We start from the raw sequence: 25,866 nt of genomic DNA on the forward strand, positions 1-25,866 counted from the left end.
AAAGGTGTAATCTTTCATGTTGTTATCGCTTGTATTCTTACCTGTAATAGGCGGATTTATTAGTTGGTTATGCCATGTTTTTTTATTGCGAATTGTCAGAACTTCTTATCTACCATCACATTGGTATAAGTTACCAATGGTTATTGCATTTATAACAATTTTAATTACGTTAATGCTTGCTTTAATCTTATGGCTAGATGGGTTAACGGTATTACAACAAGGTAATAACTGGCTTGAAGAAGTGAATATTGAATGGATTCCTTTGCTAAATATTCATTTTCATCTGGTATTAGATGGCTTATCGTTAGTGATAATCGCTTCCACACTATTTATTGTGTTACTGACAATTGTTTATTCAAGTAAAGAAAGTTTGAATAATTTTGGTTTGTTTTATTTATGCATTTTATTTATGACATCAGCTATTATGATGTTATTTGTTATCACCGATCTGTTTTTGATGTTCTTTTTTTGGGAAGCGGTAGCAATTCCTATTTATTTTATCATTTCTTTATGGGGGCGTCGCGACTCAAGTTCCCAATTGCGCTTTAATGGTGCGAGCAAATTTTTGATTTATACTCAAATTAGTAGCTTGTTAATGTTAATATCCATTGTGTCATTAGCGCTAATTAATTGGAATTTAACGGGGCACTGGACATTTGATTATCAAGTTTTAACCAAAACCCCCATTTCTAGCTATACTGAATTTTTACTAATGCTCGGTTTTTTAGCTGCTTTTATTGTACGCATTCCTTTTGTGCCATTTCATCGCTGGTTTATTGATGCGCATATTGAATCATCAACCTCGGGATCAATGATGATTAGTGGTTTACTTCTAACAACAGCTACCTTTGGGCTATTTAGAATTGTGATTCCTTTGTTTCCAAATGCCTCAGTTATGATTATGCCATTAATCTTAATATTAGCATTATTTACTTTGGTTTATGCAGCACTATTAGCGTTCAATCAAACTGATATCAAAAAGTTAATTGCTTATGTACATATTGCTTTAATGGGCTATATGACAGCAATCATTTACAGTGGTTCAGTGATTGCTTATCAAGGTATTGTGATACAAATGATTGCCATTAATTTAGTTATCGTTGGCATGTTTATTATTAGTGGTCTGTTAGTTGAATGTTACTCAACGCGTAATATTAATCAATTTACAGGTCTTAAACAGAAAGTTCGTTATCTTTCGACATTTACCTTATTTTTTATTTTGGCTATTTTAGGTATTCCAGGTACTGCTAATTTTGTTGGCAACTATATGATGTTGCTTGGTAGTTATACATCATTCTCTTATTACACTATTTTGTTAGTGATTGGTTTACTATTATTGTCAATTTCATTGATTATTCGCATGCAACCAATTTTTTATGGTGTTGTCGAAAAAAATCATTCAGCTAAATCTCACCTTAGTAGAAAAGATATTTCATTATTAACGAGTATATTAATGGTACTAGTTTTTATTGGCTTATATCCACAAATAGTGTTGGATATGTCATATTCTATCGTCAACCAAACCCAACAATACATTACAGCAGAGCGCGCGGGAGAGTAATAACTTATGATAGCCTTATCGCCGATATTTGTATTAAGCTTCACTATCATTGTTTTGCTTATTGCCCTATTTTTTCTGAAAATGAATACAAAAGGGTGCGCTTTTTTAACTGTTTTTGGTTTAGTTTGTGCATTGTTATGTTCTTCGATGATTGGTTACAAAATATCGTTCAATACCCAGATGATAACAGATATAAGCAGCGATAATATGCAAATATCTTTAAATTCGGATGTAACAACCAAAGAAGACTCTGTACCAAATAGTGAGGAAACGATTGCTGTTGATGCTGTGCCCACTGAACCCGAAACAAAGGCTGATAATAACGCTCAACAAAATAATCAAACTGATGTTAATTCCAACATAACCTCAGATACCAATAATGAAAATATTGAAGATAAATCAAACACAGATCCATCAGTTGAAGAATGGAAAGCGCATCAAATTACTGCCTTGTTTACTTGTGATGGTTATGGATTGCTTTATACCAGTTTAATTTTAATCATTGCAATTACGGTATCTTGCTTAGCCTATCGTTGGTTTGTTCATGAAAGAGTTGCTCATGGTTTGTTTTATGTTATTTTACTTTTTATGACATTAGGCGGCGTTACACTAGTCTATGCTAGCCATTTGATTTCTTTTTTTGTTGGCATTGAATTACTTTCAATTCCATTTGTTGGGTTAATTGGCTATCAATATATTCAAACTCATTCATTAGAAGCTGCCGTTAAATATATGATTTTATCCGCTGTTGCTAGTGTGTTTTTATTGATGGGAATTGCCTTTTATTATGCAACAACTGGCGAGCTAACTTTTAGCGGGTTAAGTTACCAACTTTCAACCATGTCTTATCCAAGTAATTTATTACTAATGGGTGTTTGTTTAATGTTAGTTGGGATTGGTTTTAAACTTTCATTAGTGCCTTTTCAGTTATGGTTGCCCGATGTTTATCAAGGTGCACCGACAGTTGTTGCTCTATTATTATCAACAGTAGGAAAGGTTGCACTATTTTGTGCCATTGCAAGGTTGTTTTTATTGGCGCCGATTGTTAATAATGAAACCATTCGAATGATACTTGTTATCATGGCACTATTATCAATACTATGGGGAAATTTAATTGCTTTAATGCAAAGTAGTCTAAAACGACTATTAGCGTATTCCTCCATTGCACATTTTGGTTATTTACTCATTGCATTAATTGCTGTGCAATATCAAGTATTAGCTTTAGAAACAATTGGCGTATACTTAATTAGTTATATTTTAGCCAATATCTGCATACTCGGAGTGATTAGTTTAGAATCGCATTCTGATGAATTGCAAGATCATGAAAACGAAGTAGATTTATCGGGGTTGTTTTGGCGTAGACCTATCTTAGCATTAACGATGGCCGTTGGTTTATTATCGTTAGCTGGAGTACCGCTTACTGCTGGGTTTGTTGGTCGATTTCTATTAGTACTATTGGGGGTAACCGCTGAATTATGGTGGTTAATTGCTGCAGTGGTAATTGGTAGTGCTCTTGGTTTATATTTTTATGCACGTTTAATTATTAATCTTTATATAAGGCCTTCTTGTCGAGACGATCAGATATTAAATAGTGCTATTATCAAACTAAAATGGCAGGATATGAAAATAAGCGAGCTCATTATTGCGTTGTCAGCCTTATTAATTCTTATTTGTGGTATTTATCCTAAATGGTTATTTAATCTAGTGAGTATGGCACAATATCTAACGACTTAATAAGCGCTTTTGCGCTTTTAAAAAGTTTTTACAGGTAGGTTGAAATTGATTTGAACAATTTACTTGGGTCTTGTTTACATTAAGAAATATCTGTTACCTTAAACATTTTGACAAGAAATAGTTAATAATAGATTTAGTTATTGTGTTATAATTCCGACCTTTAATATTTTATTTGAATCAAGAGGACCTATATGGACTTTTTAATTTCTAATGCTTATGCAAATGAAGGGGCTGCGGCTGAAAGCAATCCTTATTTTTTACCTATCATGTTGGTTGTGTTTGGTCTGTTTTTCTATTTTATGATTATGCGCCCACAACAAAAACGTGCTAAAGCCCATCGTGAACTTATGGCTTCGATTTCAAAAGGTGACGAAGTGTTAACCAACGGTGGACTTATTGGTCGTGTATCTAAAGTTAACGACAATGGTTATATTGCGTTAGAGTTAAATGATACAACAGAGGTTGTTATCAAACGTGACTTTATCACATCTGTTTTACCAAAAGGGACAATGAAGTCACTATAATAGCAAGTAAGCTATTATAGTTCATTGTGTTAATTAGCTAATTCCACAAGAGAATATGTCGTGTTAAATCGCTATCCTTTGTGGAAGTACATTATGTTGGTCGTCGTTATTCTCGCCGGCCTACTTTATGCACTTCCAAATATTTATGGTGAAGATCCCGCTATACAAATTTCCGGTTCAAATACTGCTGAAATTAATGTTGCTACCCAAGATAAAATTAAAAAACTCTTGACCGATAATCATATAGAACCTAAATCATTTGTCTTTGAAAACAAATCTATTTTAATTCGTGTAGGTGATAATGATACTCAGCTCAAAGCTAAAGAGTTAATTTCACAAGAGTTAGGGAATGATTATATTGTTGCACTCAATTTAGCACCAGCAACCCCAGCTTGGTTAACGGCTCTAGGTGCTGAGCCAATGAAACTTGGTCTTGATTTACGTGGTGGTGTTCACTTCTTAATGGAAGTTGATATGACAACAGCACTCAGTAAGCTCATTGAACAATCCACTGAAAATTTAAAATTTGAGTTAACAAATAGCAAATTAAATTATGCAGCCATCAATAAAGAGGGCAATCAACAAATTGTTGTGCAATTTGCGAATACTGAAGATCGTAATAAAGCTATTACTAAAATTAATGGTTTACCCGATTACAAACTTACCTCACAAACTGAAAATAGTATTACTATCAATATTAGTGAACAGCGTTTACAACAAGCCAAAAATGATGCTGTTCAACAAAATACCACTATTTTACGTAATCGTGTAAATCAATTAGGTGTTGCTGAGCCTATTGTGCAGCGTCAAGGTTCAGATCGCATTGTAGTGGAATTACCGGGTATTCAAGATACTGCTTTAGCTAAACGTATTTTAGGGGCAACAGCCACCCTTGAGTTTAGACAAGTAAATGAAGATAACACCCCTAATTTACCCGCTATTATCAAAGGTGATATGCGCGTTCCATATGGTTCTGAAATCAAATATATGGAAAACGGGCGCCCTGTTTTGCTCTATAAACGTGTAGTACTAACAGGTGATCACATCACTGATTCTTCATTCAGAGTCAATGAATATAGCCAACCAGAAGTTGCTATTACGCTTGATAGTTCTGGTGGTAAAACGATGCTAGATTTTACTCAGAAAAATCTCAAAAAATCGATGGCAACGTTATTTGTCGAATATAAAGATACAGGAAAACGTGACGAAAATGATAAACCTATTCTTGAAAAACAAGAGCGGGTAATCAATGTTGCGACAATTCAAGGTATTTTTAGTGATCGTTTTCAGGTGACGGGGATAAGTAGTGTTGATGAAGCTAAAAATCTATCACTACTATTACGAGCGGGCGCCTTAATTGCACCGATTCAAATTATCGAAGAGCGTACAGTTGGACCATCAATGGGACAAGAGAATATCACGCAAGGTTTAGAGTCTTGTGTTTGGGGACTACTCATTTCAGTCTTCTTTATGCTAATTGTCTATCGTCTATTTGGTGTGTTTGCTAGCCTTGCATTGGTTGCGAACTTAATACTAATTGTGGGTGCTATGTCATTATTACCAGGCGCAACATTAAGTATGCCTGGTATTGCAGGGATTGTATTAACAGTTGGTATGGCCGTTGATGCTAACGTTCTTATCAATGAACGAATTAAAGAAGAGCTCAGTAATGGTCGCGGTGTACAACATGCCATTAACGAAGGTTATGCCGGCGCTTGGAGTAGTATTTTCGATGCGAATATTACGACATTAATCACAGCGGTCATTCTTTATGCTGTGGGTACTGGCTCGATTAAAGGATTTGCTATTACATTAGGTATTGGTATTGTAACATCGATGTTTACATCGATCGTAGGTACTCGTGCATTAGCTAATCTGATTTATGGCGGTCGTCGCGTTAATAAGTTATCAATTTAGAGGTTTATTGTGACTGTTGATAAAAAAGAAAATCATGATGTTAGAGAGCTAAATCATGGACGCAGAGTGCTCGACTTTTTAAAATTTGGTTTTATCGCTTTTGTGATTTCAATGCTACTCGTAGTTGCATCAATTGTCGTTATCTTTGTTAAGGGTTTTAATCTTGGACAAGATTTCACAGGCGGTACAACCGTTGAAATTACTGTGACAAAAGCGGTTAATCTTGATGATCTGCGTAATAGTTTACGGGACGCCGGTTATCATGAGCCTGTCGTGCAATACTATGGTAGCAGTAAAGATATTATCATTCGATTGGCTGCTGCTAAACAAGATAACGGTACGGTATCATCTGTTATTGATAATGCGTTAGGCAGTAAAATTTCTAATTTAATCCATAAAGATATTGATGCTGATGCGCAGATTAAACGTATTGAATTTGTAGGTCCGACTGTTGGTGCTGAATTAGCACAAGATGGTATCTTAGCAATTTGTGCTGCGTTAATTTGTATCTTGATCTATATTGCATTTCGTTTTGAATGGCGATTTGGTACTGGTGCGGTAGTTGCATTAGCGCATGATGTTGTGATAACTGCTGGTTATTTATCGTTATTTCAACGTGAATTAGATCTAACGATTATTGCTGCAATGTTATCCATCATTGGCTATTCTCTTAACGATACCATTGTTGTATTTGACCGAATTCGTGAAAACTTTAGAAAAATTCGTCGAGCTTCGCCTTATGATGTCATTAATATTTCGTTAACCCAGACTTTACACCGAACTTTGATGACTTCAGGAACAACGCTTGCAGTTGTGATTATCCTGTATATTTTTGGCGGTTCAATGTTAAAAGGTTTTTCTGAAACATTAGGCGTTGGTATTATTTTAGGGACAATTTCATCAATTTATGTTGCTGCTTATATGTCACTTAAATTAGGTATAAAACGCGAACATTTTATGCCACCAAAAGTTGAAGTTGAAGGCGCAGATCAACCATCGATTTTACGTTAGTTATATAAAGCTCTTTCACATAATGAAAGGGCTTTATTTGATTGTTTTTTTAACAATTAACATCAAATAGATTGACACCTATGGTCTAGTTGCATATCATTACCACCAGTTTTTATCCCTTTCTATATGGGGCCATAGCTCAGCTGGGAGAGCGCAACGCTGGCAGCGTTGAGGTCAGGGGTTCGATCCCCCTTGGCTCCACCAATTTAATATTTTATAAAATTTTAATATTGATTTTGGGTATACAAAGCTTACAAAGTTTATAACTGCTTTTCTTTGATTATTTTAGTTCGTGAGTTACCATTTCAATTACTATTTTATATAGCTTAACCGCAACTATATTGTAATTTTGTCAGATACTCCGTCTATTAATATTTAATTATTTTACTAATCTAACAAAAGGAATATCTTATGAAAAAATTCATATCAGTATTTTTCTTGTTTATGACATGTATTAGTTATAGTTATGCTGATTCACTACAAGAAAGTTTTAAAAAACAGCCTTCATCTTCCAGTAATCCTAAATTTACTGAATATAAAGCTCAATTAGCTAATGATTTATTTTTGTCTTTTTTTGTTGATGATCAAGAACAAAAAGCGGTTCCCGTTTTAATTAAAGACGGTAAAAAATACCAACCAATTAGTATTAAATATTGTATTAAAAATACTGATGAGTGTTGGCGGCAAATCATTTATCACAACTCTTTATCCCATATCACAAGTAATTTAGATAAACCCGAAAATAGAAAAGATTTATTGATATGGAAGATTGAATATATTAATAATAATCAATTAAATGAAACTGAGTTTTTACAAACGCCACTGACAGGTGCTTTACCGAATGGTGATGATGATTATGATCCTTACATTCTTTGGCAATCTGATTTAAGTCTTTATTAATCCTATTACCGGTTCATTTGATTGGTTGGTCGTTAAGTTAATATAATTCAGATGAAATTTAATAAATCTAATTTTTAATCTTTAATTATATTAACTTACGCGAAATTTTTTGATATCAAAATTTTTTATATTGGCTATTTGAGCATATTGTTAAATTTTATAACGCGTTTAGCTGCATAGAATATCTTATCATTTTTATCGTTGTTGTGGTTGCTCACTAAATTAGTGTTAAATAACTGCACAAAATGTTATTGTTATTTACGCACTAAAGTTTAGTCTATTCTTATTAACATATTTCAATTCATATTTTTCAACAGGCTAAATAGCGTCTGGCAAATACATATCTTTTTTACCTGTATCAATAATACTATTTATTTCAAATGTTATTGTTAATTATTATGCACAATGGCTAAATCTATCAATTATTACGGTTGATCATAATAATGATTTAAATACTGCTATAGCTCGAGATATAACATCCTATTTAATTTCAGTGCTAACTAAATAAACTTAATATAGCGAAGTTATCATGATAACGATAATTGATTGATGTTATTGTCGGCATTTATGATTAAATTGAATAATTTAATTTTGCTCATTTAATGGAAGTTTGGCAAAATAGATAACATTATTATCAATAGTCTATTAACTCTATAATTTTGATAAAAGTGTTAAGCTTAAAACTATTTATTAAGCTAATTGAATAGGAATAGCATTAGGATGATCAACCAAATCAAACAAAAATTATCTACAATACTTGTATCAAGTTGTATGAGTGGATTGGTCATATGTTCGGTAGCGGTTAATGCTCAAGAAAATCAACAAGATGTATTTCAAGTCAATACTTCATCAAATGTGCTTTCAGCAAATCAATCTAATGATAATAATTTAATTGAAATTGTTGGTCCAAAGCCAGTAACTGAAAAAATTTATCACCAAACTGTTTTTTCGCTATTAGGTGAACCTAAATATCACGATGGTTTTCAATATGTTAATTACGTTAATCCTTACGCGCCAAAAGGTGGCGTAATTAAATTGGCTGAAATTGGTACTTTTGATAATTTTAATCGTTATGCTAGCCGAGGAGCCCCCGAAAAAAATTCAGGATCATTATATGATACTTTGTTCACTAATTTAGCGGATGATATCACAAGTTTTTATCCGCTCATTGCTACCTCGATTACTTATTCCGACAAATATCGTTGGGCTGAAGTTTCAATCAATCCCAAAGCGCGTTTTCAAGATGGAAAACCCATTACCGCACAAGATGTTGAATTTACCTTTCATAAATTTATGACAGAAGGTGTTCCACAGTATCGAGTATATAATCAGGGTATTAGTGTTAAAGCTATTGATAATTATCATTTGCGCATTGAGCTACTAGCAAGCGATCGTGAGAAATTGCTATCTTTTGTTGGTAATCTGCCGGTTATTCCAAAACATTTTTGGCAAGATCATAATTTTTCAGAGCCATTAACTATTCCTCCAGTTGGCAGTGGTCCTTATTTTATTAGCGATTATAAAATGGGGCAATTTGTTGTGTATAAACGTAACCCTGATTATTGGGCTATGGATTTACCGGTAAATAGGGGAATGAATAATTTTGATGAAAAACGTATTGAGTATTATATGGATAGCAGTGTTTCGTTAGAAGCATTTAAAGCTGGCGAATATGATTTTCGTGGAGAAGGGCAACCCAAGAATTGGTTTACCCAATATCAGGGGCAGTATTTTGATGCCAAGGATATTATCAAACAAGAAAAATCTGTACAAACAGCAACCGATAGCAAATGGTTAGCGTTTAACTTACAAAAAGAGCTGTTTAAAGACATTAATGTACGCAAAGCCATTACGCTGGCATTTGATTTTGAATGGTTAAATCACGCTTTTTATTACGATAGTTATAAAAGGCCATATAGTTTTTTCGAAAATACCATTTATGCAGCGATTGGTAAGCCAAGCGAACAAGAATTAAAATGGTTAATGCAGTATAAAAACATTATTCCAGATGCTGTGTTTGGTGATGCTTATTATGTACCTAAAAGTGACGGTCAGGGGTTTAATCGCAATAATTTATTACTTGCAGCTGAATTATTAAAACAAGCAGGATGGGTCATCAAAAATGGTCAACTAGTGAATATAACTACCAACCAGCCTTTTGAGTTTGAATTGGTTACCTATCTTGGCGATGATATTAAATATGCTATTCCTTTTCAGCAAAATTTAGCTCGTTTAGGTATTACCATGAAGATTGTTTCACTTGATTATACTCAAGTGACTCGTCGCTTACGTGAACGCGATTACGATATGATGCCACGGACTTATAATGCGTTTAATTATCCAACATCAGATTTGATGATTTTATGGGGTAGTGAGTATCTCAATTCATCATGGAATGGTTCAGGGCTACATAACCAAGCGATCGATAGTATTATTGATGAAATTACTAAAAATGTTGATAATCAAGCTGAGTTAATTTCACTTGGTCGAGCGCTAGATCGCATCTTAACGCAAGAATATCCTATGATCCCAATGTGGTATAACAGTAAAACCTATTATGCTTATTGGAACAAATTTGGGCAGCCAGCGATTCAGCCAACTTACGCTATTGGTGTCGATAGTTGGTGGTACGATGCTGACAAAGCAGCTAACCTGACAAAGAATCGGAAACATTAATATGCTCAATTATCTTATTCGTCGTTTATTATTGATTATTCCAACGTTGTTTGTGATTTTAACTATTAACTTTTTTATTGTACAAATTGCACCTGGTGGTCCGGTCGATCAAGCTTTAGCGATGATTGAAAATGGTCCAGATTCTGGTCAAGCATTATTACCGGGAGGTGATAATGCAGCAGTAAAATTATCACAGCATAAAAATGAGTCTAATTATCGCGGGGCTCGCGGGCTTGATCCACAAATTGTTGCAATGATTGAAAAACAGTATGGCTTTGATAAACCCATTATTGAACGTTATTTTGATACTTTAAAAAAATATGTGTTGTTTGACTTTGGTGACAGCTTTTTTAAAAGTGAATCGGTATTAGGTTTAATTGCTAAAAGTTTACCGGTTTCGATTTCGCTTGGTCTTTGGAGCACGTTAATTGTTTACCTTATTTCGATCCCTTTAGGTATTAAAAAAGCTGTTAAAGATGGCTCGGCATTTGATTTTTGGTCAAGTACATTAATCATTATAGGATATGCAATACCTGCTTTTTTACTCGCTGTATTGTTAATAATATTATTTGCGGGCGGTAGTTATTGGGATATTTTTCCATTGCGAGGGTTAGTTTCAACACATTTTGAGCAACTCGATTTTTGGGGAAAAGTAAAAGATTACGCATGGCATATTTGCCTACCGACTATTGCGATGGTTATTGGTGGTTTTGCTTCACTGACTATGCTAACTAAGAATTCATTTTTAGATGAAATTCGTAAACAATATGTGATTACCGCAAGAGCTAAAGGTTTAAGTGAACGACAAATTTTATATAAACATGTGTTTCGTAATGCGACACTATTAATTGTGTCAGGTTTTCCTGCTGCCTTTGTTGGCATTTTATTTACCGGTTCGTTATTGATCGAAATTATTTTTTCACTCAATGGGCTTGGGCTATTAGGCTATGAAGCCATTATTCAACGTGATTATCCAGTCATTTTTGGATCACTATATATATTTACGTTGATTGGACTAATTGCCAAACTGTTGTCTGATTTATCTTATATGATAATCGATCCACGCATTGACTTTGAGGCACGCAACTGATGAACAGCCATTATTCTATTAATCAGCAACGTTGGCAACGATTTAAACATAATCGACGTGGATACTATTCGCTTTGGCTGTTTTCTTTGTTGTTTGTTATTAGCTTGTTTTCTGATTTTATCGCCAATGATAGACCGATTTTTATCAAATACCAAGATAACTACTATTCGCCTATTTTTCACTTTTATCCCGAAACTGAATTTGGTGGACAATTTAGCACTCAAACAAATTATTTAGATCCAAAGGTACAACAAAAAATAGAATCTAATGGTTGGATTTTATGGGCACCTTTTCGCTATAGTTATAATACGTTAATTTATGACACGCCAACGACGTTTCCAACCCCACCTTCAGCGTCGCATTGGTTAGGGACAACTGATGCAGGTTTTGATGTACTTGCTAATATTTTATATGGTTTTCGTATTTCGATGTTTTTTGCCATTTTACTGACCGTTTTTACTACAATTATTGCGGTAATTATTGGTGCAATACAAGGTTATTACGGTGGTAAAATTGATTTAATCGGACAACGCTTTATTGAAATTTGGTGTGGATTACCAGAGTTGTTTGTCATTATTTTACTTGCCAGTATTTTGCCCCTTGATTTTTGGTGGTTATTGGCAATCACGGTACTATTTGGTTGGATGGCTTTATCGGGTATTGTACGAACTGAATTTTTACGAACACGTAATTTTGACTATATACGAGCAGCTAAAGCGATGGGGGTCGGTGATGTTAAAATTATGTTTCGTCATATTCTACCTAATGCAATGGTGGCAACATTGACATTTTTACCTTTTATTTTATGTGGTTCAATTACTACATTAACGTCGCTTGATTTTTTGGGATTTGGTTTGCCTATTGATTCGCCTTCGCTTGGTCGTTTATTGTTACAAGGAAAAAATAACTTGCAGGCTCCATGGCTTGGTATTAGTTCGTTTTTGATTATTGCTACTTTGCTTTCACTGCTTATTTTTATTGGAGAAGCAGTTAGAGATGCATTCGATCCTAACAAAGGAGGGTATCGATGAGTTCTCCTTTACTGTCTGTTGAGGATTTGAGTATTGCTTTTAAGCATGAAAGTAACACATTATTGCAAGTGGTAAATAATATAAGTTTTGATATTCACGAGCAAGAAACGCTAGCATTAGTCGGCGAGTCAGGCTCGGGTAAAAGTGTAACCGCTTTGTCTATTTTGCGCTTGCTACCTAAAAGCTTAGTGTCTTACCCTACCGGCGATATTTTGTTTGAAGATCAATCATTACTACATGCACCCGATAAAGTACTTCGTCAGATTCGAGGTAATCAGGTAAGTATGATTTTCCAAGAACCCATGGTATCGCTCAATCCACTGCACACAGTAGAAAAACAGTTGTACGAAGTGTTATCATTGCACCGAGGTATGCGCGCTAATGCTGCTCGAAGCGAAATTTTACAATACCTTGATCGTGTTGGCATAAAAGATCCAAAAAATAAATTATCCGCTTTTCCCCACCAACTGTCTGGTGGCGAACGGCAGCGAGTGATGATTGCGATGGCAATTTTAACTCATCCTAAATTATTGATTGCTGATGAACCCACAACCGCATTAGATGTATCAGTACAAGCACAGATCATTCAGTTACTTAAAGAGCTAAAAAATGAATTAAACATGAGTATGTTATTCATTTCTCATAATTTAGGTATTGTCAAAAAGTTAGCCGATAAAGTTGCGGTTATGCAGCAAGGTGACATAGTTGAATATAATAATAAGCAGCGTATTTTTTTACGGCCGGAGCATGAATATACGCAAACATTACTCAATTCAGAACCAAGTGGCGATCCTGTTCCGTTACCTGATACACCAGGAATCTTACTGAATGTCAATCATCTTGATGTTGAAGTGATTACTAAAAAACGACTTTTGAGTAGCCAAAAAAAGAAAATTGTCGACAATGTTGGTTTTACTGTGCATCAAGGCGAAACAGTTGGCATTGTTGGGGAATCGGGTTCGGGTAAAACAACTACCGCATTAGCGGTGTTGCGTTTGATAAAATCACACGGCGATATTTTATTTGATAGTTATCCAATACAGCATTTAACAGGAAAAAAATTACTGCCATTTCGTAGCAGAATCCAAGTGGTATTCCAAGATCCATTTTCGTCACTCAATCCACGTTTTAATATAGAACAGATTATTTGTGAAGGTTTAACAACTCATAAAAAATTGACTAAAGCGGAACAAGAGCAGGCATTAATTGATATTATGCAAGAAGTAGGGCTCGATCCCAATATGCGATACCGCTATCCAACGGAGTTTTCAGGTGGACAGCGTCAGCGTATTGCGATTGCGCGAGCTTTAATTTTAAAACCTGAATTGTTAGTTTTAGATGAGCCTACGTCATCTTTAGATCATACAATTCAAAAGCAAATAATTCATTTACTCAAATCATTACAACAAAAGCACCAGCTTAGTTATCTATTTATTAGTCATGATTTAGCCTTAGTTTATTCAATGTGTCATCAAGTGGTTGTGATGAAAGAGGGTAAAATTGTCGAGCAAGGCTCGCGAGAAAAGATCTTTTATTCTGCGCAAAATGAATATACCAAAACGTTACTTTCGTTTTTAGATAAACCACTTAAAGCTAAAAATAAAACATTTATTCATGCAGATATGGTAAATAACAAAGATAAAAATGATGCAAAAGTAGAAGAACAAGTCGATTGGACCGATGCTTTATTAATGGGAAAAAGTCATCGCTATGTCGATAATTAAATTACTTCAAGTTTATAACACGATTAATAAATTAATTCACTTTATAGGATAATCATGCATAAATATATTTTACCTTTTTTATTCACACCATGCTTATCGTTGATTTCGTTAAATGCAACCGCTTTGACTTGTAACGATAATCCTGCTGAGAATTTGGTTTCAGCCAATAATTATATTTTTCAAATTTTAGATTATATTGATTTGCCAACTAAAGGTATTAAGCAAGAAGTACGCTCTATAGCAACTAAACTTGATAAGGGAAATAGTATCAGTTCTACTGCTAAGCATACCTTAGATTATGACTCGAATGGACTGATAACGCAGAGTCAATATGAGCTGTTTTCAAACGAAAATCAACGCGTTTATTCTGAACATCTGCAAAAAACCAATGTTGGATGGGAAAATATTATTGAAGATGTGGAAGATAGAACAAATAGTATCATTCAATTTAAAACCGATAACCAAGGTAAAATTGTTGAATCACAACAAGCCAAAAAAGCAGTTGATTTTATCTTTATTGAAACTGACAGCTATCAGTATGATGCGAATAATTGTCTAATTAGTAAAAATGTACAATGGAAACTTAAGGGTGTTGATGAGAAAGGAAAATTTACTGGTGTAGATCAAAATGGTGGTTCATCTTATACTTTTGCTTACCAGCAACAGCAATTGGCTAAAGTTTTGTATCAATTTAGTAACAATATGAAAAATGAAAATGATTTTTTATATCAGTTTGATAATAATCACCGTTTAAGCTCAATACAAACTTCTTATTGGTCAAGTGGTAAGAATGTTGCAAATTATATGACTCAATTTTTAACGTTTAATGATAAAAACGATTGGCTTACAGCCAGTAAAGTGAAAGTCGATCAAAGTGATAAACAAACTCAAATTAGTAGGCAGATTAATTATTACTGATGTTTACCGTTCTAACTGAGGGTTATTTATTAAATAACCCTTTTTAATGATTATAAGAATTATATTTGATTTATATTCGTATAAAAAGAATATAAATTGCATGTAAAGTCCAAGCAAGAGCTAGCCCGTAAGTTAGCATTTTTTCACGTTTTGGGTAAATATTAAATTGATGTAATATCGTTAATATCTGTTGTAATCCACACCAAATAGGCAGAGATATCATTAAAAATAAGAATAGTTTTCCTACTTCTGTATTTGCTATTTTTAAGATATAAGAACGCGTTGTTGCATCACCAAAAGGAATAATATAAGCCATTATGATAATAATCACTGGCGAAAAAATTGCTGCCCATATTCCTCCTAAAGCAAACAATCCTTTTGCTACTTTTCCTTGCTTTTTTTGTTCTAAGTGCTGTGTTTGGATTTGTTGATTTTTCATGATGTAAAGACCGTTTATCTTAAAATAAATAACAGTAAGCAAATTGAAATGATGATCGAAACGAACCATAAACCTGCTGTAAGTAGGTAACACTTGGTTGTTTTAGTTGAATTCGCCGAAAAAACTACGTTTGGCGTTAAGTTAAACCAACGTATTGAATGGTAAATTGCTCCTAGCAAGGCAATACAATTAAGTACAATCACAAAAGGACTTTGTAAAAAAAAGATAAAACGATAAAACTCATCTTGTCCCATCATATTGGTATACATACAAATGACCCCGTACATTAATACAAGACTTACCCAAATCATAGAAAAGGGTACCAATTTTTGTATGATAGATAATAGCCAATTCGGTTTTGGTGAAAGATTATTAAGATAATTTTCTATAGGATATTGATTGTTATTTTTTTTATTCATAAATTTCTTTACATTGCCTATTCTAAACTAGGTAATTTATTATGTTAGTGTAATTGGAAGTTGGATCACTCATTATAATAGTAAAACTAATCCATGTCGTTAATTTAAGATTATTTATAATAGCGATTTTCACTATGATTAGGCTTGGCATATCGTGCCGCAAATATAAGTTATTGAATCGTGCGTTTACCAGTGTTATTAAAAACATGGTTCTTTTATTCATTTGATAAAAGCTAGATGAAAAACATCTTGTCAAATGACACAGAGCAAAACATTAAACTATTTCGATTTACTTAATTTTTACCTAAACAGTTATAATCAAGGTAAAGAAACAACAATCATTATTATTCTTATAGTTGCATCAATAAAGTATTATTGATTAATGATGATTATTAGAATTAATAATTTAGAAAATATCTTTTATTTTCATGGTGATAAAGTTAATTTTTTTAAGAAAAGTAGTGATTTAGTATTAACTATCACAAATGTTGTGCAACGATTAATTATTATTTGTATTTTTTGGATAATTGAATAATATAGCAACAAAACTTACTAACGCTATATTATTTGCATCCTCGATATTATGCTAGTTATAACAAGGATGTTTTGATTTAAACGAAAATGAACAACTCAAGTCATAAAATTCCAGTCGGAATTGTGGGTATTATTAGTGCCATTGGTATTGTCTATGGGGATATCGGTACATCGCCGCTGTATGTGCTGAAGTCTATCATTCATGGTTTACCTAATAATCAATGGGCCAACCCTTTCTATATTTTGGGCGCCGTCTCTTGTGTAATTTGGACATTGACTATTCAAACTACCTTAAAATATGTGATTATCACATTGCGAGCCGATAATAAAGGTGAAGGAGGAATTTTATCCTTATATGCTTTAATTCGGCGACGTTACCAGTGGACATTTATTATTGCAATTATTGGAGCAGCAGCGTTACTAGCAGATGGCGCTATCACACCTGCTATTACCATTATCACTGCAATTGAAGGCCTAAATGTTATTTATTCTAGTATTCCAATCATTCCAGTCACCTTACTTTTAATTGTGGTACTATTTTTTATCCAACCTTTTGGCACCGGCTCTTTAGGACGATTTTTTGGCGTTGGAATGCTGATTTGGTTTTCAACATTGGGTATTTTAGGACTGTATCGATTATTGCCGCATTTGAATGTGTTAGCCGCTTTTAATCCTATGTATGCGATAAGATTTATTATTGAAGCGCCCGATGCATTAGTTATCTTAGGTGCTATTTTTATGTGCACAACAGGGGCTGAAGCACTTTATTCTGATTTAGGCCATTGTGGACTGAAAAACATTCGTATTTCTTGGGGATATGTAAAGAGCTGCCTGATTATCAATTATTTAGGTCAAGCGGCATGGGTGATTTCTCATCCGCAAATAATTGGTCCTGATGTCAATCCATTTTTTATGATGATGCCAGAGTGGTTTAGATTAACGGGGATTATTATGTCGGCATTGGCTGCGTTTATTGCGTGTCAAGCCTTAATTAGCGGTGCTTTTACCATAATTAGCGAAGCTATTTCATTAGATTTATGGCCAAATGTGCGGGTGAAATATCCAACTCTGATTAAAGGCCAGATGTATATAAGATCGATTAATTATATATTGTTTACGCTTTCTGCATTGATGGTAATAAGTTTTCAATCCTCAATTAATTTAGAAGCGGCTTATGGATTAGCCATTACTCTTAGCATGTTAATGACCACCGTATTGTTATTCTTCTATTTTATGAAAAATAATAAGCCACTTTGGTATAGTGTCCCACTGACATTATTTTTTATGGTAATTGAAATTGGTTTTTTTGTCGCTAATATCCAAAAATTCTTCCATGGTGGGTTTGCCTCTATTTTAATTGCCGGTTTTATATTTATTATTATGTATTCATGGTTTACAGGGCGTCGTTTAAAACGTGAGCATAATTCATTTGTTAAATTAGATGCTGAATATTTAGCTAAAATTGTAGCAATTAGCCATGATAAAACTATTGATAAAACCGCAACCCATCTTTTTTACTTAACCCGAGCACAAGGGTTACATGCGGTTGAAAGTAAAATCACTTACTCGTTATTTGAACGGAAACCTAAACGCGCTGATACATATTGGTTTGTTTCAATTAATCGCATGGATGAACCCTATAAATTTGAGTATCAAGTTGAAGTTTTAGTGCCATATAAAGTGTTTCGTATCGATTTGAATATTGGTTTTAAAGTCGACATGCATGTTGAACAATATGTACAATTAATTGCAACTAGAATGGAGCAACAAAATTTAGTTAATTTGTCATCACGCTATCCTTCAATAAAAGAACAACGAGGTGATAGTTTATATGTTATTGTTGAACGTACATTACGAAATGTAGATGTCAATTTTATCAATCGCCCAATGCTGGCTATTTACTCTTTTATTAAAATGAAATTTACCTCTGATGCTGAAATGTTTGATATCGATCCAACATTAACATTAGTGGAATTTGTGCCAATGATTGCTAACGAGTATGAATCAGACTGTGAAACGTTAAAACAACTTATTGAGCAATCACAGATGGGAATTACAACTGATCAGGACATTGCAGATGCCATATCCGATACCGATCATAATTGAATTCAACGAAAATTAAAAAATAGCGTACAATAGTCATCATTCAATAAACGTTCATTAATATAGTAGGAAATGAATATGACAGGTAAATTTATTGTCATCGAGGGGCTGGAAGGGGCAGGTAAAACCACTGCAATTGATACTGTTGCTCATATTTTAAGTCAGCATAACGTTGGCGATATTCAATTTACTCGTGAACCTGGTGGAACGCCAATTGCAGAAGCACTACGTAATATTATTAAAAATGGTTTAGATAACGAACCTTTGACAGATAAAGCTGAATTATTGATGTTATATGCTGCGCGCATTCAACTCATTGAAAATGTGATTAAGCCTGCACTTAAATTGGGAAATTGGGTGATAGGTGATCGACATGATTTGTCGACGCAAGCCTATCAAGGTGGTGGTCGTCAATTAGATGATGTTTTTATTAAAACATTAAAAGATCAGGTGCTTGGCAATTTTAAACCGGATTTGACACTATATTTGGATATTGAACCTAAAATTGGTTTATTACGCGCAAGATCAAGAGGTGAACTCGATCGGATTGAACAACAGTCTTTATCTTTTTTTGATAGAATACGCGAGCGTTATTTAACACTTGCGGCACAAGATAATACTATTGTAACAATTGATGCTTCGCAATCAATTGAAGTAGTCACTAAACAGATTGAAACAGTATTAACTCAATGGCTGTCAACACAGGTTTGATGTATATATGATTTTTAATGATTATCCTTGGCTTTCTTTACCTTATCAACAATTAGCTGATAGTATTTTACATCAGCGAGCTCATCATGCTTGGTTAATCAATTATGTACAAGGCAGTGGCGAAGATAAGTTTGTTAATTTGCTTGCTAATCGTTTGTTGTGTCAATCGTCACATCAGTTAGAACCATGTTTAAACTGTCACAGTTGTCGATTATTTTTATCACATCATCATCCTGATTTTTATATAGTCACTAATGAACAAGGTAAGCAATCTATCGGTATCGATCAAATACGAACGCTTACTACTAAAATTTATGAAAAATCGCAACAGGGTGGTAATAAAGTCATTTGGATTGAGAATGCTGCATTAATGACAGAGGCCGCAGCAAATGCATTATTAAAAACGCTAGAAGAACCACCTGAAAATACTTATTTTATTTTGAGTAGTGAGCATAATAGTCATTTATTACCGACTATACATAGTCGGTGTTTTCGTTATTTCATACCTGTTCCTGAATTAGAACAATCTATTTCGTGGTTAAAAAAACAACACATTCAGCCATATAATGATAATGAACTTGCCTGTGCATTGTTATTGAGCGAAAATGCACCAATAACAGCTGTATCGTTATTAGCGCCTGAAAAATGGCAACAACGAAAACTTTTTTGTGAGCAGTTATTAAACGTTTTACCACAAAATGATTATTGGCAATTGGCTAAAACACTTAATAATGAACAAGTGGTTGAATATATAATTTGGTTTTCAAGTTTGTTAAGTGATGCTTTAAAAGCACAGCAAAAAGCGGGACGTTTTATTATTAATCGCGATCAGGTGCCTTTGGTAAGGTTATTGGCGAGAATGGATAATGAAAAAATTTTAGCTCTTTATGATTTATGGTTGCAAGCAAGAATATTATTATTATCGGTTACAGGTTTGAATAAAGAATTAATGGTTTATAATGTGCTTGCTCAATCGGAATTAATTAGTCAATGATACACTAATTATATTTTGTAACTACATTTTCGTTTAATGTATGTTTAAGTAAAAAGGATAACTGTGAGTTATTTATCTATTGAATTTGGCCTACTTTTTATTGCTTTCTTTGCTTTGTATTGGGGATGCTGTTTTTCACCTAATTTACAAAATAAATTACTATTAATAGCAAGCTATCTGATTGTTGCCAGTTATAGTTGGCAGTTCGCACTAATTTTGCTTGTTTATACCTGCATTATTTATCTATTTTCACTTGCTATTGCCTCATCACAACGTCATGCAAAGCGATGGCTAATTTTGGCGTTGTGTGTATCGATAATTAATTTAGCTTTGTTTAAATATTTTGATTTTTTCCGATATGAATTACAAGCATTACTAAATTTTTGCCATTTACCCATTTTATTACCCGTTATCACCGTACTGATTCCAATCGGAATTTCATTTTATACTTTTCATTCTGTCAGTTACTTAGTATCGGTGCAAAAAAAAGCGTTACCTGTAGCAAAATTTTGGGATTTTGCTCTGTTTTTGTCTTTTTTCCCTAGTATTATTGCCGGTCCAATCAATCGCGCAAAAGATTTCCTGCCTCAAATTGCGGTGAGTCAACCTCGTGAAATATTACAACCGTTTCGAGCTTTTACTTTAATAATTTTAGCCGTGATTAAAGTGTATTGTTTAGGTGGGTTAATTAGTGAAAACTGGGTAAAACCAATTTTTGCTAATCCATTAGAATTTAATGTTATTGATTTGTTAGTCGGCCTTTATGGTTATGCAATGCAAATCTATTTGAATTTTTCTGGTTATACTGATTTAGTGACAGCAATAGCTTTATTATTAGGTTTTCGTTTACCAATCAATTTCAACTTTCCTTATTTGGCTTTAAATTTACGTGAATTTTGGGATCGTTGGCACATCAGTTTATCACATTGGATTCGTGATTATATTTACATACCATTAGGTGGTAGTCGAAAAGGATTTATTCGCACACAAATAAATGTCTTGTTAGCGATGTTATTGTCTGGGTTATGGCATGGAGCAGGCATTAACTTTATCATTTGGGGAGCGTGTCATGGCATAGGTATTATTGTCCTTAATATAGGTGATCGTTATTTAGGTCGAAATTGGATAACGTTACGTTCACCAATAATAGCAAGATTAATTACCTGGCATTATGTCTGTTTTACATGGCTATTTTTTAATAGTGAAAGTTTGCCTGATGCTATCGATTATTTAACGGCATTAACACATAACTTTTTTATTGAACCTAATTATATTGGTGCTTTTTTATTTATATGTATTATATTTTTTACTTATCCAGTGTTTAAAAATATTCCTGATTGGTTTACTTTGCAATTAAGCAAAATAAAACCATGGTATTTGCCTTTCATTTTTATTTTGATATTGTGGGTAACTATATACATTGCACCTTCAGGTGTGCCAAACTTTATTTACGCTAACTTTTAATTATGATGTTAACTCATTATGCTATATAAGAAATCGTTTTCGAAAAATAAGAAAAAAAACAGATCGAATGTGAAACGGCGACGTCATAATACGATCAATAAAAGAGAAGTAGCTAATAAGTCTTATAAAAAGAGAGAGATTGCGGTAAATATCAATACTTGTTTATCAGCAAGATGTATTTTTATTTTATTGTTTGTAACTGGAATAGCTTTAATGGTGCTTTATTATAAATCGATACTGATTTATTGGCAGCAAACTTACCATTCTGATCTATTTCATTCTAATACTTTAATAGAAGACTCTTTATCAGAAGAACAAAGTGAAGAATCGAGTGAAGATGCTATAGCTCAAACACAGGATTCAACTATAATAAAAGATAGTAAACATGAGCCACAAGTTGATAAAAATGTAAATCCAATAGAGCAAAACCATACTGTTAAACCAATAATTATTCAACCTGATGCGATTAAGCGATTAAGTAAAGATAAAATTAAAGATGAAATCTTAGCAAAAGATAAATCACTATCAGATAAAAATAAACAGGTTGAAAGTAGTATTAAAAAAACACTTGAAAAATCTAATAAAGAGCCAACGTTATCACCAGTAAAAGAAAAAGATGAATTACCAAAAGTTCAAATACATGATGTCCCGTTGATTCATCAACCGTTGCCAATTGTTTTAACTGAAAATGATAAGGTTTTTTTTGCGGGTGACTCATTAATGCAAGGTGTTGCACCATATGTTAAAAAAATGTTATTCAAACAGTATAAAATAGAAAGTATAGATTTGAGTAAACAAAGCACGGGGCTTGCTTATCCCAATGCTTTTGATTGGCCCAAAACTATTAGTGATACACTAGCCGACGATCCTTCAATTAAGCTGCTTGTGGTTTTTTTAGGGCCTAATGACCCTTGGGATTTTCCCGTTAAAGGATACGCTAAATACGCGAAATTCAAATCTGAATTATGGGAAGAACAATACCGTTTACGTATAGCCAATATTTTGAGTAATGCTCGTGAACATCATATACAAGTGCTTTGGCTAGCTGCGCCATGTATGCGTAAACCTAAATTGAATGATGGCATGGTTTACCTTAATACATTATATAAATCAGAGATTGACAAAACTCAACAGCATTTTTTGACAACCAATGAGTTACTTGGTTGTACCTACGAAAAATTCAATAGTTTTATTGAAACAAATAATGAAAAAATAAAAGTACGGGTGGATGATGGGGTTCATTTTACACCAACTGGCCAAAAGATTCTGGCAAAGGCCATTATGGAAAAAATAATTTTTAAAGAATTAGAGGGTACCCATAGTGATTAAGTTTTTAAAGTATATTCTAGCTATTATTGCGGTAACATTTACTGTTGGATGTAGTGTAGCAGAAAGTACGACCACAACAACTGTATCAGGGATTATTGATTTTGGCGATCCCAACGCTAAACAATTTGCAACACGGTTAAAATCGTTAGCAGCGAACAGAAATAGCGATGATGTTGTTAATATAACCCAATTTGGTGATTCGCATACCGCAGCAGATTTTTTCACCGGTGAATTTAGAACGTTAATGCAAGGCAAATATGGTGATGCGGGGATTGGCTGGATAACGCCTGTTGCGATCAAAGGACAAAGTCATGCAGCGGTTACTTGGAAAAATAAAAATTGGGATGTATTAAGTAGTAGAACACTAAGCAATTTAGATTTTCCTATGGGTGGTTTTATTGCCAAACCGCTGAAGGATTCTGCTGTAATACAAATTTCACCAAAATCATTAACCAATAAAGATTGGCAAGTAAAATTCACTTTTAAAACATTAAAAAATACGCCTAATGTATTTGGAATTTATGATGTTAATAATAAAAAGATTAATTTTAATTATGTGCCTCAAGCGAATGTGTGGCAAACGGCTTCTATTGTGTCGAAACTGCCTTTAATGATAAAAGGGCAAAATGATGTTGAACTCGGTGGAATATGGTTAACGCGTTATCAACAGCCAGGGGTAGTTGTATCGGCTATAGCCACTAATGGTGCTAAGCAAACCATATGGCAAAAATGGAGCCCTAATTGGTTTAAAGAGTTAGCTTTATCAAAAACTGATTTAGTGATACTTGAATATGGGACAAATGAGAGTTTTGATGAAACGTTAGATCCTACTGCTTATCGCAAAAATTTAGTGAATAGTATAAGACAAATTCGTAAATCTTTGCCTGATGCAACTATTTTATTAATGTCACCACCAGATACCATGGCGAATGAAAAAGATACCCCAAAATCTTTTTCAACAATTAAAAATATTCAAAGACAAGTCGCTAAATCCGAAAAGACGTTATTTTGGGATTGGCAACTGGCAATGGGGGGTAAATTTGCAGTTAAAGAGTGGCGACAGCGGGGATTGGCTCGTGCAGATTTAGTTCATCAAACATTACAAGGTTATAAAGAGAGTGCTCGAATGTTTTATGCTGACTTGAATGACTTTGTACAAAAAAAATAGACAAATTTAAGATTAAAAAGGAATAACTAAGTTATGTCATCTCCAATTATTGTTGCTGTTGATTTTGCTGATGTTAAATCAGCATGGAATTTTATTGATCGTGTTGATCCTAAAGATTGCCGTCTCAAAATTGGCAAAGAGTTATTTACCCACGCCGGGCCTGAATTTATTAAACAAATTATGAATAAAGGCTTTGATATTTTTTTAGATCTTAAATTTCATGATATTCCAAATACGGTAGCTAAAGCAGTTTCTGCTGCTGCCGATTTAGGGGTTTGGATGACTAATGTGCACGCAAGTGGTGGTGCTCGCATGATGCAAGCAGCAAAAGATGCACTTTATCCTTATGGTAAACAAGCACCAATATTAATTGCAGTGACAGTATTGACGAGTATGGAGTCTTCAGATCTTCAAGAAATTGGTATTCATGTTTCACCTTTAGAACAGGCTACAAAATTAGCTATACTGGCTAAGAATTGTGGCCTTGATGGCGTCGTATGTTCGGCTAAAGAAGTTCAAAGTTTTAGAACTCGGCTTGGTAGTGATTTTAAATTAGTTACTCCAGGTATTCGTCCAGCCGGTTCGACGCCAGATGATCAACGTCGTATCATGACACCTCAACGAGCTCAAGCTGCGGGTGCTGATTATCTTGTCATTGGCCGACCAATTACTCAAGCTGAAGATCCAGCTAAGGCATTACAGTCTATTTTAACTACACTTGATTTAACTAAGAGCTAAGCAAAAGCATGTCTGATAATTTAGTTGTATATTCAACCGATAAAGGTCGAATTAAACCGAAAGAGACACAATTATCTCGTGATAAAGGTGATGGTATTATTCGTATTCAAAGGCAAACTTCAGGTCGTAAAGGCAAGGGTGTTTGTGTGATTTCGGGTTTTGATTTGGATGATAGCCAATTATCAAAGTTAGCAGCAGAACTTAAAAAACGCTGTGGTTGTGGTGGGTCTGTCAAAGATGAAACCATTGAGATTCAGGGTGATAAACGAGATTTACTGAAAACATTGTTAGAAGAAAAAGGTTTTAAGGTAAAACTAGCAGGTGGTTAACTTTATTAGCTAAAAAAATAACTCCCATTGTGGGAGTTATTTAATTGCAATTAATTTGAGCGATATGTCCGCATTTTTTTGCTAATATCACGGCGTTCTTTAGAAATTTCAGCATTTTTGATAATATAATCATCAACACGATCATCATAGTCACTTTTCATGTTAGCAATAATCGCTTGAAGCTCTTCGTAAGTCATATCAGGCTTAATATATTCACTTAAGTTTTCAAGTAATAGAACGCGTTTTTGGTTGTCACGAATCTTTTTCTCGTTGTCTGCTATTTCACGTTTTAATTTATTTAATCGACGCGATAGACGAATGTACTCTAAAACATCTTGAAACGATGGTGCGCTTGCTTTTTCCTTGTCCATCTGTAACCCCTTATTTCAAAAAAATGGAAAAATATATTAGAGGCAATTATATACTAATAATTTTTCAAGATCATATTAATTATATTTTTAATGTTATCACGATGGTATGGTGATTTTATCTCGTCATTATGCCTTTATAGATATATCTATTCTTTTATAGCTTTTATTTTGATTTTTTTAT

At 33.7% G+C, this 25,866-nt stretch carries 21 protein-coding genes, 1 tRNA gene and 1 pseudogene; 20 read left to right on the top strand and 3 right to left on the bottom strand.

Going from position 1 to position 25,866, the window contains the following annotated elements; all coding sequences use genetic code 11:
• The first annotated feature begins 16 nt into the window (after nt 1-16).
• The 12 genes and pseudogenes from A9G03_RS04910 (at nt 17) to A9G03_RS04965 (ending at nt 15,086) form a co-directional block, all read left to right on the top strand.
• Entirely contained in the window at nt 17-1,561 is a 1,545-nt protein-coding gene (locus A9G03_RS04910; RefSeq protein ID WP_065798571.1) for a complex I subunit 4 family protein, read from the top strand.
• Nucleotides 1,562-1,768: 207 nt separating this feature from the next.
• Nucleotides 1,769-3,295, top strand: coding sequence for an NADH-quinone oxidoreductase subunit N (locus A9G03_RS04915; RefSeq protein ID WP_065798572.1), 1,527 nt, complete (start codon nt 1,769-1,771; stop codon nt 3,293-3,295).
• 191 nt (nt 3,296-3,486) lie between these two features.
• Nucleotides 3,487-3,819, top strand: a complete 333-nt coding sequence (gene yajC / locus A9G03_RS04920) for a preprotein translocase subunit YajC (protein ID WP_065634239.1) — start codon at nt 3,487-3,489, stop codon at nt 3,817-3,819.
• A gap of 60 nt (nt 3,820-3,879) precedes the next feature.
• A complete protein-coding gene (gene secD / locus A9G03_RS04925) occupies nt 3,880-5,736 on the top strand; it encodes a protein translocase subunit SecD (protein WP_081297515.1) in 1,857 nt (618 codons plus the stop codon).
• Nucleotides 5,737-5,745: 9 nt separating this feature from the next.
• Nucleotides 5,746-6,747, top strand: coding sequence for a protein translocase subunit SecF (secF, locus tag A9G03_RS04930; protein ID WP_065798573.1), 1,002 nt, complete (start codon nt 5,746-5,748; stop codon nt 6,745-6,747).
• Nucleotides 6,748-6,875: 128 nt separating this feature from the next.
• Nucleotides 6,876-6,951 (top strand) — tRNA-Ala (locus A9G03_RS04935).
• A gap of 207 nt (nt 6,952-7,158) precedes the next feature.
• Nucleotides 7,159-7,647 (top strand): hypothetical protein, encoded by a 489-nt coding sequence (locus A9G03_RS04940; protein ID WP_065798574.1) that lies wholly within the window; start codon nt 7,159-7,161, stop codon nt 7,645-7,647.
• Between the two features lie 720 nt (nt 7,648-8,367).
• A complete protein-coding gene (locus A9G03_RS04945; protein WP_218837092.1) occupies nt 8,368-10,323 on the top strand; it encodes an extracellular solute-binding protein in 1,956 nt (651 codons plus the stop codon).
• Nucleotide 10,324: 1 nt separating this feature from the next.
• Complete coding sequence (locus A9G03_RS04950; protein ID WP_065798575.1) at nt 10,325-11,413, top strand: microcin C ABC transporter permease YejB; 1,089 nt, start codon at nt 10,325-10,327, stop codon at nt 11,411-11,413.
• A complete protein-coding gene (locus A9G03_RS04955; protein WP_065798576.1) occupies nt 11,413-12,444 on the top strand; it encodes an ABC transporter permease in 1,032 nt (343 codons plus the stop codon). The genes A9G03_RS04950 and A9G03_RS04955 overlap by 1 nt, the downstream gene beginning before the upstream one ends.
• Nucleotides 12,441-14,015, top strand: a pseudogene (yejF, locus tag A9G03_RS04960) (microcin C ABC transporter ATP-binding protein YejF); the annotation flags it as partial. The gene A9G03_RS04955 and the pseudogene yejF, both read left to right, overlap by 4 nt.
• 207 nt (nt 14,016-14,222) lie before the next feature.
• Nucleotides 14,223-15,086, top strand: coding sequence for a hypothetical protein (locus A9G03_RS04965; protein WP_065634225.1), 864 nt, complete (start codon nt 14,223-14,225; stop codon nt 15,084-15,086).
• Nucleotides 15,087-15,156: 70 nt separating this feature from the next.
• Here the strand turns inward: A9G03_RS04965 and frdD are convergent, their stop codons facing one another.
• Complete coding sequence (gene frdD / locus A9G03_RS04970; RefSeq protein WP_176700963.1) at nt 15,157-15,525, bottom strand: fumarate reductase subunit FrdD; 369 nt, start codon at nt 15,523-15,525, stop codon at nt 15,157-15,159.
• 14 nt (nt 15,526-15,539) lie between these two features.
• On the bottom strand, nt 15,540-15,944 hold the full coding sequence (locus A9G03_RS04975) for a hypothetical protein (protein WP_065634224.1): 405 nt from the start codon (nt 15,942-15,944) through the stop codon (nt 15,540-15,542).
• Nucleotides 15,945-16,565: 621 nt separating this feature from the next.
• Between A9G03_RS04975 and A9G03_RS04980 the strand changes: the two genes are divergently transcribed.
• From A9G03_RS04980 to yciH, 8 genes are all read left to right on the top strand, one after another.
• Nucleotides 16,566-18,584: a KUP/HAK/KT family potassium transporter gene (locus A9G03_RS04980; protein ID WP_065798578.1), complete on the top strand. Its 2,019-nt coding sequence runs from the start codon at nt 16,566-16,568 to the stop codon at nt 18,582-18,584.
• A 75-nt stretch (nt 18,585-18,659) separates the two neighbouring features.
• A complete protein-coding gene (gene tmk, locus A9G03_RS04985; RefSeq protein WP_065634222.1) occupies nt 18,660-19,292 on the top strand; it encodes a dTMP kinase in 633 nt (210 codons plus the stop codon).
• A gap of 7 nt (nt 19,293-19,299) precedes the next feature.
• Nucleotides 19,300-20,286 carry a DNA polymerase III subunit delta' gene (gene holB, locus A9G03_RS04990; RefSeq protein WP_065798579.1) on the top strand — a complete coding sequence of 329 codons (987 nt, stop codon included), beginning with the start codon at nt 19,300-19,302 and terminating at the stop codon, nt 20,284-20,286.
• A gap of 63 nt (nt 20,287-20,349) precedes the next feature.
• A complete protein-coding gene (locus A9G03_RS04995; protein WP_065798580.1) occupies nt 20,350-21,750 on the top strand; it encodes an MBOAT family O-acyltransferase in 1,401 nt (466 codons plus the stop codon).
• Nucleotides 21,751-21,819: 69 nt separating this feature from the next.
• Nucleotides 21,820-23,079, top strand: coding sequence for an SGNH/GDSL hydrolase family protein (locus A9G03_RS05000; protein ID WP_176700962.1), 1,260 nt, complete (start codon nt 21,820-21,822; stop codon nt 23,077-23,079).
• Nucleotides 23,072-24,247, top strand: a complete 1,176-nt coding sequence (locus A9G03_RS05005) for a GDSL-type esterase/lipase family protein (protein WP_065634218.1) — start codon at nt 23,072-23,074, stop codon at nt 24,245-24,247. Before A9G03_RS05000 ends, A9G03_RS05005 begins: the two co-directional genes overlap by 8 nt.
• Before the next feature lie 33 nt (nt 24,248-24,280).
• Complete coding sequence (gene pyrF, locus A9G03_RS05010; RefSeq protein ID WP_065634217.1) at nt 24,281-24,985, top strand: orotidine-5'-phosphate decarboxylase; 705 nt, start codon at nt 24,281-24,283, stop codon at nt 24,983-24,985.
• Nucleotides 24,986-24,993: 8 nt separating this feature from the next.
• Nucleotides 24,994-25,314 (top strand): stress response translation initiation inhibitor YciH, encoded by a 321-nt coding sequence (gene yciH, locus A9G03_RS05015; protein ID WP_065798581.1) that lies wholly within the window; start codon nt 24,994-24,996, stop codon nt 25,312-25,314.
• Nucleotides 25,315-25,364: 50 nt separating this feature from the next.
• On the opposite strand, the gene tmaR is transcribed toward yciH, so the two are convergent.
• Nucleotides 25,365-25,685 carry a PTS system regulator TmaR gene (gene tmaR / locus A9G03_RS05020; protein WP_065634215.1) on the bottom strand — a complete coding sequence of 107 codons (321 nt, stop codon included), beginning with the start codon at nt 25,683-25,685 and terminating at the stop codon, nt 25,365-25,367.
• Nucleotides 25,686-25,866 lie beyond the last annotated feature (181 nt).

It is taken from the genome of Gilliamella sp. wkB171, assembly GCF_001693755.1.
Lineage (GTDB): Bacteria > Pseudomonadota > Gammaproteobacteria > Enterobacterales > Orbaceae > Gilliamella > Gilliamella apicola_F.

What these genes read in the sequence shown, in the direction of transcription:
- A9G03_RS04910 (WP_065798571.1), top strand. Translation starts at nt 17, where the DNA reads ATGTTGTTATCGCTTGTATTCTTACCTGTAATAGGCGGATTTATTAGT.
- A9G03_RS04915 (WP_065798572.1), top strand. Translation starts at nt 1,769, where the DNA reads ATGCAAATATCTTTAAATTCGGATGTAACAACCAAAGAAGACTCTGTA.
- yajC (WP_065634239.1), top strand. Translation starts at nt 3,487, where the DNA reads ATGGACTTTTTAATTTCTAATGCTTATGCAAATGAAGGGGCTGCGGCT.
- A9G03_RS04940 (WP_065798574.1), top strand. Translation starts at nt 7,159, where the DNA reads ATGAAAAAATTCATATCAGTATTTTTCTTGTTTATGACATGTATTAGT.
- A9G03_RS04945 (WP_218837092.1), top strand. Translation starts at nt 8,368, where the DNA reads ATGATCAACCAAATCAAACAAAAATTATCTACAATACTTGTATCAAGT.
- A9G03_RS04950 (WP_065798575.1), top strand. Translation starts at nt 10,325, where the DNA reads ATGCTCAATTATCTTATTCGTCGTTTATTATTGATTATTCCAACGTTG.
- A9G03_RS04955 (WP_065798576.1), top strand. Translation starts at nt 11,413, where the DNA reads ATGAACAGCCATTATTCTATTAATCAGCAACGTTGGCAACGATTTAAA.
- A9G03_RS04965 (WP_065634225.1), top strand. Translation starts at nt 14,223, where the DNA reads ATGCATAAATATATTTTACCTTTTTTATTCACACCATGCTTATCGTTG.
- frdD (WP_176700963.1), bottom strand. Translation starts at nt 15,525, where the DNA reads ATGAAAAATCAACAAATCCAAACACAGCACTTAGAACAAAAAAAGCAA.
- A9G03_RS04975 (WP_065634224.1), bottom strand. Translation starts at nt 15,944, where the DNA reads ATGAATAAAAAAAATAACAATCAATATCCTATAGAAAATTATCTTAAT.
- A9G03_RS04980 (WP_065798578.1), top strand. Translation starts at nt 16,566, where the DNA reads ATGAACAACTCAAGTCATAAAATTCCAGTCGGAATTGTGGGTATTATT.
- tmk (WP_065634222.1), top strand. Translation starts at nt 18,660, where the DNA reads ATGACAGGTAAATTTATTGTCATCGAGGGGCTGGAAGGGGCAGGTAAA.
- holB (WP_065798579.1), top strand. Translation starts at nt 19,300, where the DNA reads ATGATTTTTAATGATTATCCTTGGCTTTCTTTACCTTATCAACAATTA.
- pyrF (WP_065634217.1), top strand. Translation starts at nt 24,281, where the DNA reads ATGTCATCTCCAATTATTGTTGCTGTTGATTTTGCTGATGTTAAATCA.
- yciH (WP_065798581.1), top strand. Translation starts at nt 24,994, where the DNA reads ATGTCTGATAATTTAGTTGTATATTCAACCGATAAAGGTCGAATTAAA.
- tmaR (WP_065634215.1), bottom strand. Translation starts at nt 25,685, where the DNA reads ATGGACAAGGAAAAAGCAAGCGCACCATCGTTTCAAGATGTTTTAGAG.